Below are 9,621 nucleotides of genomic sequence, written 5' to 3' on the forward strand. Positions count from 1 at the left end.
AAATCACGCCGGTACGTGACTCGGCCGCGAACCGGTGGTGACAGGAGGTCTTCGCGTGTCGCACGTCGGCCCCGACATCGCAACTAGTAGTGCACCTACGGATGCGCGTTAGCGTTCCGCTGGGCAACGCCCCCTGGTGTTCTTGGTTTACCGCGGTAAATTTGCTGGCGGATCAGTGCCGCACGACCCCGAAAAGCTTCCGGTCATGTACACCTCGGATCGAAAGAGGACCTTCTGACCAAGGTGCTGCCGGAGTTGGATTTCCGCGACGCATGACCACCTAGTCAAGGATTCGTCCAGCAGCCTCTACTGTTGTCGTGCCCGAGTGCGTCAACAGCACAGGAGCGGTTCCGTTCCGACATGGTGGTTTACCACGGTAAACCACGCGCAGGCCACTATCCGATGCCCTTCTGGAACGTGGCGGAGAGTCGATCTACTTGCGTGCAACGGTCTATTGTTTACCGCGGTAAACGATTCCGATGACCGCTCCGTCGCTCCGAAACCTATGGGTCGTCGTCCTGCCTACACCCACAGCGCGTCATTGAATCGTGTGCATTCGCATTCTGTTGGTGGTGTCGAAGGATCGAATCAGGGCCGAGTCCAATGCCTCTGCCGACCGGCTGATCCCGCACCCGACCAGAATCTTCATGGGTTCGCGGCCATGCTGCACACACCGGATGTCCGTGGTCTACCGCGGTAAACCACGGAGATGGATGCCGACGGGGTTAGTTGCTCAGGTCCGGTATCGGCGCGGAACCGCGCTTCTCTTTCGCTCGGTTTACCGCAGTAAACCGCACCATGCTCGCGGTGGATCGACTACGCCCGGAGTTGCCTAAGTTTGGAGCCGGATGACGGTCGGCGTCGCGCGAGCCGTCAGTTTACCGCAGTAAACGCTGTCGCCGCCCGGAAATCGTCGAGTGCATCCGTACGATGGGCGAGGACCTCGTAGAAGTTCTGCTATCGAAGTGTCACGAGTAGGAACGTAGAGAAACGTAGTCGGGAGTGTGTTTGCCGCGGTAAGCAGAATGAGGGCCTCTCATCGCCGCCTCATCGGCACCGACTTCCCGAGCGGCGACCCTTCGTGAGGACGATGCCTACCGCGGATGACGGCCGGTTTACCGCGGTAAACCATCGCGGCGACGAGCGTCTTCGTGCGGCTCCGGCTGAAGGTGCCGTGGGAACAGGACTGTCACGGTTTCTGGCTACATCCTCGTGGTAGGCAGATGCGACGACCGGATACCGTTGCGATCTTGAAGGCACGGTCGTTGCCTGCCTCAATGGGGGACCATTGGCGATGGTTTACCGCGGTAAACGCATTGGTGGCTCGTGGAGATGCATGCGTCGAGATGGGATCCCTGAAGAGCTCCACGTCGGGCCTGAGTGAGCAAGTCTGCCTGATGGCTACTGCGGTAAATCGGAGGAGCGGCAGCCGAAGCTGAGGATGGATGTTCTCGGATCTAGCGATCCAACTCGACTCCGGGGCAGAGTAGGACTCGCGACGTCGCGAGCCGAATCCGCTCACCGCAGCATTCGGCGGAACCCGACGAGGGAAAGTTCAAGTCGAGAGTATGCGGTTGGTCTACGGCGGTAGCCACGTCGAGGATGCCGACCTTGATTTGTCAACTGACGACGCGGTGGTGGGTGCGGGTTGGGACGCGCCAACCCCGTCAAGTCCGTTACCTCCCGTTCGTGATTGGTTGTGCCTCCACATAGATTTCCGAAGTGTGCGAGTGTGTATCGCGGGGCCTCCAGGAGGCGGGCACGGGGGCTGAGGTGGAAGTCCGGTGCCAACTCGATCCGACAGGCGGGTCAGGTGTTTACCACGGTAAACCGGGGGAGGGGCATCCTCTGATTCGGTGCTCTCGCGCACCGCGACCACAGACGATGGGCCTGAGGCGTGAACTGGAGCGGTGATCCGCAGCAAACCTGCAGACTCGGTCGAGGGTAACCCCATGTACAGCTGTCCTTGCCGCAATGCAGAAGCGCTCCTTTGGTTTACCGCGGTAAACCACGCTGAGGATGTCGACCTCTACCTGTCGACCTCACGAACCGGTGGTGTTCCCGATTCGGATGTGCCAGCCGCGTTGAGTCCTTTCACCCCCCGCTTATGACGGCTTTTCGCACCGGCTACATGAGCACCCCCCGGCTTCTGTGGATGCGGGGGCGCAAAGCTGAGGACGAAGCGCTCCCCGAGTCGGAGCCGGAAATTTGGTCTGGAGTTTGCCGACGGGATATCGAGAATGGTGCCGGGTTGGCGCATCGGGCCCGGTACTGCAGTCGCTTCGCTGCCGGTGGATAAGGCCAGCAGGGGCATGGATGAGGACCAGTCTACCGCGATGAACCGGCTACTCTCCTCGCACTGCCACGCCACTTGGGTAGGGAAACTGCCGTCCGGCAGTTGATCTCGGACGGTGCATGTCGCGCGCATACCCAGCACTGGACTGTAGAGGAAAGGTATGGACTATGCAGTGACGTGTTCTAGGACGACGTCGCTCGACGGGATAGAGCGCTTGACGGCAAGAACCGATCCCGTCGGGAACGGTTTCGTGCGCTGTTCGGCATCCTCGCGCGTGTTCCCGGATGCGCACTCGGCCCTGATCGGTTCCATCGTTCAGGGTATAGCTCAGATCCTGAGCAAGATGGGCCCCGAGCGGGATCGTAACCTGTGAGGATCTGGCGCGAACTGGGAAGTATCCGGGGTCAGGAGCATGTCTCGGTGGACGCTGCGAAACAAGCAGGCGCACTTGCGAGACGGACGACGTAGGGGTGGTCGACTCAAGCAGTCATCGTCGCCTTCCCATGGGGAGTCACAGTGTACCGGGGTATACCGATGGAATGCCTTCCTGCGGTCGAATCGTGGTGTCAGGAGACCATCGATGGGGACGACGTGCTCACCTTTGGAAGTACGTCGGGACGGCCAGGCCACCTACTCATTTTGGTAGCACAAATACGTGCTTTGTGAGCGGCGGACACGATATGCGTCTGATCCACACTGACAGATATACGTCACTGTGACGAAATAACCGAAGGTAAACCCAGGGTCGAGATTCGTTGGGGGTAGGCCGAAGCGGTCGTGCGGCACACTTTGCCGCAGATTTCGCCACGACACGCCGACAGGTTCGAGAAATTTTTGGCGCCAAGGAGATTGAATATCAGTGCGGGGGAGTATCGTCGCGGCCCCATCGTCCGCGCCCGGGGCGACTCGCCACCCACTCGTCCACGGTCTCCGGAAGCCAGCCCAGCTTCGGTCCGATCTCTGCATCTGCTTCTGGCAGAACACCTTTGCGTAGATAGCCCTTCGCCGTGTTGTATGCAATCCCAACACGGTCAGCGAACTCGTGCAACGTCAGGTATCGGACCATGCTCGGGATCATACTGGCGAGTTGCACAATAGACCCGGGCGGATCTATTGTGCAGAGTGTCGTAGTCCACGAAAATTGGTCTCAAACCTATTACAGTGGAAGCGCAATCGCCGCCTCGATCGGAACGTGGTGGTGCAAGTCCGAAGTAGCCCCGCGAGGGGTGAAGCATACGGAGGTAACCCAATGACTGTGCACGTCATGCTCAACCAAAAGGGTGGAGTCGGAAAATCCACCCTGACAATGAATCTCGCCGCAGTAAAAGCGGATGTCCTTACCTCCGGTGACGATGACGACGTGCAGTCGCCTGTCGCAGCGATCTCCGTCGACCCTCAGGGCTCCGCGGTATGGTGGGCCTCCCGCGTCGAAGAACTCCCGTTCCTGATCGACCAGGTCCACGACAACCTCGAGGTGCTGCGCAACCTCGACAAACTCCCCGGCATCAAACACGTCTACGTCGACACCCCCGGCTGGATCGACCTGTCCGGCAACGACGACGGCACCGACGCACTCGGCGCCGGCACCTCCGGCGACGCCCTGCGAGCCGTCCTCGAAGTCGCGGACCTGGTAATCGTGCCGATCGAACCCGAACCTTTGTGCTTCGACCCGACCGCCCGCACCATCAAGCAGGTCCTCGAACCTCTCGATAAGAAATTCATTGTCGTGGTGAACAATTGGGATCCGCGGGACGGCAAGGTCGACCTGGATCAGACTCGAGAGTTTGTCCAGGCCAACGGTTGGCCTCTCGCCCGGACCGTAATCCGGCACTACAAGGTGCACACCCGCGCCGCCGCGGAAGGCCGGGTAGTCACCGAGTACGAAGCCAACCGGGTCTCGTTGCAGGCCCGCGAGGACTTCTACAAACTCAGCCTCGAACTCGCGGACGGCGGCCGCTGATGGCCCCGAAGGGTGGTCGGGCGAACTTCGCGTCGCTGGTCGGTGCGGTCGGGGACAACTCGCCGGTCGACCGCAAGCGCACCGTCGCCCCCAAAGCCGCCACCACGCAGCCGGTCAGCACCGAGCCGGTCGACGGGCAGTTCTTGGCCGATGTGCCGGTCGCCGAGCTCGTCGCCAACCCACGTAACCCCCGCGATGAGGTCGGTGACCTGTCGGAACTGTCGACCATCACCGAACGGCAGCTCCAGCCCGGCACCGCGGTCAGCCGGGCCGCGTGGCTGAAGCTGTGGCCCGAGGACGAGGCCGAGGTCGGTTCCGCGAAGTACATCGTGGTCAACGGCAACCGGCGCCTCGCGGCAGCGGTGAAGTACGGCCGCCCCGGTCTCGATGTCGTCATCCGGGACAGCATCGCTGTCAACCGGGGAGAAATCCTTTGGGCGGCGACCAGCGAGAACATTGACCGACGCGACTTCGATGTTCTCGAAGAGGCCAAGGCCGTCGAGCTGATGGTGACCGAGTTCGGTAGCGCCGATGCCGCGGCGACGAAACTCGGTCGCTCCAAAGGCTGGGTATCGCAGCGCCGCGCCCTACTCAAACTCGCGCCGGAGCTGCAGACTGCGCTGCGGGCGGGGGATCTCGCGATTCGGCATGCCCGCTCGCTCGCGAGGGTGCCGCTCGAGGAACAGGTCGCCGCGTGGGAGGCCGCACAGAACCCGGACACGGATCAACCCGGGTCGGGGTCGACCGATACCCAGCCGAACGCGTCCGATCGGAAAGACCCCGACGGATTACCAACGGCCGAACCCGCAGACAAAGTGGTGCAGGCCCTGAAGAAGTTGGCGGTCGATCCGGGGGTCCTGGCAGCCGCGGCGCGCAGGCACTACACCAATGCCGAACTACACGCCCTCATTGACGCTCTCGGTCCGCACTGACCGACCTTCGTATATGGACCGGATCATCCCGCGGCCAACCGGATTCGCACCGGTCTGTCGCGGGATGATCCACCGCAGCAACCTCCGAACCAGCGCTGTCGATCGCGCTGCGCGGACTGGACGCGGCCACACTCTCATGCGAATCCTTGCGGAGCCCCGATGAGCAGAAACAACGAACAGTTCACACTCTTCGATATCGAACCCGAACCCGCGCATGACATCGAACACACCGACGTGCCCGCCACACCCGGTGCGCCAGCACCCGCCGAATCGGACCGGATCGATACTGATCCAAAAGACCCTGACCCCGCTGAACCTCGCGCCGTGGTAGACCCGGCCGGGATCCTTTCACCCACCAAAACAGACACAGACACAAGCGAAACCAGCGACGACACCGGAATAACGACAGGGACCGGAAACACCGGCCCGAAACCCTGGGAATCCCTCCCCCCAAGCACCGACGCCGACGGTCACGCCCTCATCGTCACCGCAGAAGCCACCTACAGCCCCTCCGGCGCACGACTGACCGGCCCGGTCGACACCATCGACAAACTCGACAAACTGATCCACTGGGCGGCACTGACCCCGCACGGACTCACCGCCCAGGTGTGGTTCGTCGGCATCGACTCCTGCGCCCGCCTCGGCTGGGAGATCGACCCCGGCAGCGAAGACGACGTCGACGACCTCGAACAGCTGCGCCAGCGCGCGGCCGCGGACCTCACGCAGGCCGTCGCCGCGACCCTGCCGCCGCTCATCGCCGCGGGGTGGGAGCTGCGCGGCGATCCGGGTTTCGTCGTGCACCTCACACGCCAGGTCGGCAAGGCCACCCAGATGGTGGACCTGATCCTCGAACCGTACGTGTGGACGTACTGGAACAAAGACTTCGGTTGGGGTAACCGCGTCGGTGACATGGGCATCCTCGGATCACCGACCGCCGGCACCTACCTACCCGACGACGACCTGCCCGCCGCCCGCGAGCTCGGCCGCCGTCTGGCCTGGTCCGCCCGACATCTCGGCACCCTGCCCGGCCCCACCCCGGCCCGCACTGGGGCCGCGATCTTGGACAAGATCCGCCGCGAACGCACTCAGACCGGCAAGGGCATCGTCGTGACCGCCGCGGGTCCGGTTCCGCCGATCGACGGCGGGCCCCGCGGTGACCTGGAGCCGGCCGCCGGTTGGTCCCGGATGCCCGACGACGATGATCTCGACGGGGTGTCCCGGCTGGTCACGATCGACCAGCGCGCCGCCTATTTGGCGTCGGCCGGGATGCTCTCGTTCGGGTACGGCCGAGTGCGCAACCTGGTCGGCGCCGATGCCGCCGACGCAGCATCAACCGACAAACTCCCCTTCGGGATCTGGCGTGTCACCCTGCCCGCGGCAGACCAGTACGCGCTGCCCGGCAAGCTGCCGTTGCCGCACCCGGCGATGCTGCACGACCAGCCGGTACGGACCTGGATCACGACGGTGAGTCTGGAAGGGTTGTGCGCGCCGGTGGCCGACGGCGGGATGGGCCTGGACATCGACGACCTCGACGTCACCGACGCGTGGGTCTACGAAGAACAGGGCCGGGCTCTCGACAAGTGGGCGAAGGTCCTGCGCGAAGCCCGCACCGTCGCGGTCGAGACCGGGGACGTGGCGATGAAACGCTTCCTCGGGGCCTGCTACAAGGGCTACGTCGGGCGGATGGTCAACCCGGACATGTGGACCGCCACCCGGATGCAGCATCATCACCAGCCGTTGTGGCGGGCGGCGATCATGGCGCATTGTCGGTGGCGGGGGCGCCGGGTCGCGATGCGCATCGCCCGTGAGACCGGGCGTTGGCCGATCCGCACCATGACCGACTCGTGGGTGTATCTGCTGGGGGAGGGGCAGGACATCGCCGACGACAGTACGGCTCTGGGCAAGATGAGCGTGGAAAAGCAGGTGGGGCTGACGGACGAGATGATTCTGGCGTTCGCGTCCGCCGAGACCACCCACGAGATGCGGTTGGCGATCGCCGCGGCCTACGGTACCGACACCGACGAGGGGGAGTAGATGGCGCTGCATTTGCCGAAGCCTCGGTCGAGGTCCGTGCCGCAGAGGACGACCGGTCTCGACGGCATGAAGGTGACGGTTTCGGCTGCGGCGGCCGACGGTATCGCCAAGTCGCAGGAAACCAGTAGTGGTCTGGCCGGTCTGACGTCGAAGGTGTCGGTCAAGCAGTTGCGGAGCGAGATCGGTGACGACGGGTTGTGGCAGGCCGCGATCGACGCCGGCCGTACCTCGCCGTCGGGCCGGACGTTGCGCCGGTGGGCGCAGCAGAATCGCATTCCCGATGCGCGGACCGCGGAGTTGGCGCAGCGCCGCGCCGCGATCGCCCGTCTCGGTGGTGTGAACGCCGTGGCGCAGAAGATCGGTCGCAGTCCGTCGTCGGTGCGCAAGTACCTGTCGGGTAGGACCAACGAGTTGCGCAACGACGCGAAGTCCAAGCTCAAAGCCGCGAAGGCGACGGACATCATGCGCAAGGCCGGTGTTCTCAAGCCCGACGGGACACCGAAGGTCGCCACGATCCGTGTTACCGGGCGGGTGCACGTGCGCAACGGTGACGAAGTTGGGTACGACTATCGCACTCGCACCTTGGACTTCGGGAACTCCGACGTCCCGTTCAGTGCTGAAGAGTCGCAGGCGTTGGCTGCGGCGTTGGCCAACGATGATCAGGCTCGGGTGGTGGCGATCCTCGAGCGTCATGCCACCCTAGACTATCCGGAGAACAAGGGGTTCGATGTTTACGGGGACCAGTTCGGATTCCACTTCGATGTCATCGACAAGCTCGACGTCACCTGGCACTGAATTGAGCTCGCGATGAACCACTGTCGTACTCGGTTCTACGTTTGCAGTCGACAGATCCTGCGGAGCGCTGGGATGTAATTTTCGTGACGATCGGTGAGCATCTGGCCGAACCGTACGCCGGGACGCACGGACGCAGATTTCTGCAATTGTCTGCAGCCAATTTGCCGTTGGACCTGCAAGCCCGCCCACACACTGACTGGGTAAGGAAGTCGGGTTCGCAATTTCGTTGTCCGCCGACTACTCACACAATTCTGCTACGCCGCCAGATCGAGACGACAGGATCGAGGGACGTTGCCATCCCGACCGCGATACGAAATAGCGCGTGAAATACGTGAGTAGGACGATCTCCGCATGTCACTGGCGATCAGCGTCGGAGCCAGAAAATTGGTCGGTCGGACTGCGTAAAAATGGCGATCGAGGATGGTCTCGGTTGCACAATCAGAGAACGCCATCATCCAGAAGTCGTTGACCGAGACCTCAACAAGATCGACCCGCATCGTGTCAACCAATTAGCGGAAGGAGCGGGATAAATCGGTGTGGGCACAGACAGCTGCGACACCGCAGCCTCGCCACGGCGACCTACGGTCACACCGAGCGACGCTTGATCCGCGCCGGCGGCGGCGACTCGAACGGTTAACGAATCGAGTCGCACAAGTGTGAACTCGCCACTACAGCCGATCCGTACCGCGCCGACGATCACGTACCCACTGTGATCACCGAATGAGTCGACCACAGAAGGTGCGGTGAAGTCGATGGCGGTGCATCTATGACCATCCGGATGCGGGTGGACGGAGCAGAAAAAGTCCGTCCTCACGATCAGGTTGTGTCCGTTCCTATCGCCCTCGAATTTTGCCGTTGCGCCGAATTCAGGAGCAGAGAATGCGGCCAATCTGAACGCCACTATCGTGCCAGCGCAGATCCAAGTGGACTTTGTGGAGATTGCCAGAGCACGGTCCGTCTCAGGGGGTGCGGCGAGGTTCGTGGCTAGGGCCTTCGCGAGAGCTGTCGCGAGAGCCGTCGCCAGGGCCGTCGCGAGAGCCGTCGCGAGAGCCGTCGCGAGAGCCGTCGCGAGAGATACTTCCCAATGTGTACCTTTTCGCGGCCTCGAACCGGGTCAAATGCCAGGTCGGGTGCCTAAAATGGGTCGCACGTGGACCTCAGTCCGCACCGCGGCGTCGCGAGACCCGATGCGGCTCCGTGGCAACCCCCAGAGCACCTCCGGAGCACCCACAAAGCAGATGCCAGAGGTCCGTATAGAGCAGGATCCATTGCTGACGTACTGGAACTGTGGGGGGTGCCCCGACACCGACTGCGTGGCGCACATCGCAGCGGCACCACAACCTCCACGCGAATCCGATGCTTGGCGTACCGCGTGTTTTCCTCGAGCGGGCGTAGCCTCAGCGCACACGGATTGTGGCATTGCGGGAGCGAGGAGAATTACCGCGAGATCGTCGACCGGTGCGGTGAGCCGGACTCTGTAAGAGTGCATCTGAAAACTCCGGGTCGAGGGTCAAGCAGAACGGGCAAGCCGACGTGACATCGTGGCGATCATCGCGACGTGGACCATCGCCTCATGATGATCGGGTCGGGTCTCGTAATCCCGG

Annotated in this window: 4 protein-coding genes; all 4 read left to right on the plus strand. The window is 63.0% G+C overall.

Going from position 1 to position 9,621, the window contains the following annotated elements:
• Positions 1 to 3,545 precede the first annotated feature (3,545 nt).
• The 4 genes from WAX14_RS18860 (at position 3,546) to WAX14_RS18875 (ending at position 8,017) form a co-directional block, all read left to right on the plus strand.
• On the plus strand, positions 3,546 to 4,256 hold the full coding sequence (locus tag WAX14_RS18860; protein ID WP_422629577.1) for a ParA family protein: 711 nt from the start codon (positions 3,546 to 3,548) through the stop codon (positions 4,254 to 4,256).
• Positions 4,256 to 5,188 (plus strand): ParB/RepB/Spo0J family partition protein, encoded by a 933-nt coding sequence (locus WAX14_RS18865; protein ID WP_422629578.1) that lies wholly within the window; start codon positions 4,256 to 4,258, stop codon positions 5,186 to 5,188. The genes WAX14_RS18860 and WAX14_RS18865 overlap by 1 nt, the downstream gene beginning before the upstream one ends.
• Positions 5,189 to 5,347: 159 nt before the next feature.
• Positions 5,348 to 7,222 (plus strand): hypothetical protein, encoded by a 1,875-nt coding sequence (locus WAX14_RS18870; RefSeq protein ID WP_422629579.1) that lies wholly within the window; start codon positions 5,348 to 5,350, stop codon positions 7,220 to 7,222.
• Positions 7,223 to 8,017, plus strand: a complete 795-nt coding sequence (locus tag WAX14_RS18875; RefSeq protein WP_422629580.1) for a hypothetical protein — start codon at positions 7,223 to 7,225, stop codon at positions 8,015 to 8,017.
• Positions 8,018 to 9,621 lie beyond the last annotated feature (1,604 nt).

This window comes from Rhodococcus sp. (in: high G+C Gram-positive bacteria) (genome assembly GCF_049299235.1).
Taxonomy (GTDB): domain Bacteria; phylum Actinomycetota; class Actinomycetes; order Mycobacteriales; family Mycobacteriaceae; genus Rhodococcus.

Excerpts from the sequence above, each read along its gene's own strand:
- WAX14_RS18870 (WP_422629579.1), top strand. The coding sequence starts at position 5,348 with ATGAGCAGAAACAACGAACAGTTCACACTCTTCGATATCGAACCCGAA.
- WAX14_RS18875 (WP_422629580.1), top strand. The coding sequence starts at position 7,223 with ATGGCGCTGCATTTGCCGAAGCCTCGGTCGAGGTCCGTGCCGCAGAGG.
- WAX14_RS18860 (WP_422629577.1), top strand. The coding sequence starts at position 3,546 with ATGACTGTGCACGTCATGCTCAACCAAAAGGGTGGAGTCGGAAAATCC.
- WAX14_RS18865 (WP_422629578.1), top strand. The coding sequence starts at position 4,256 with ATGGCCCCGAAGGGTGGTCGGGCGAACTTCGCGTCGCTGGTCGGTGCG.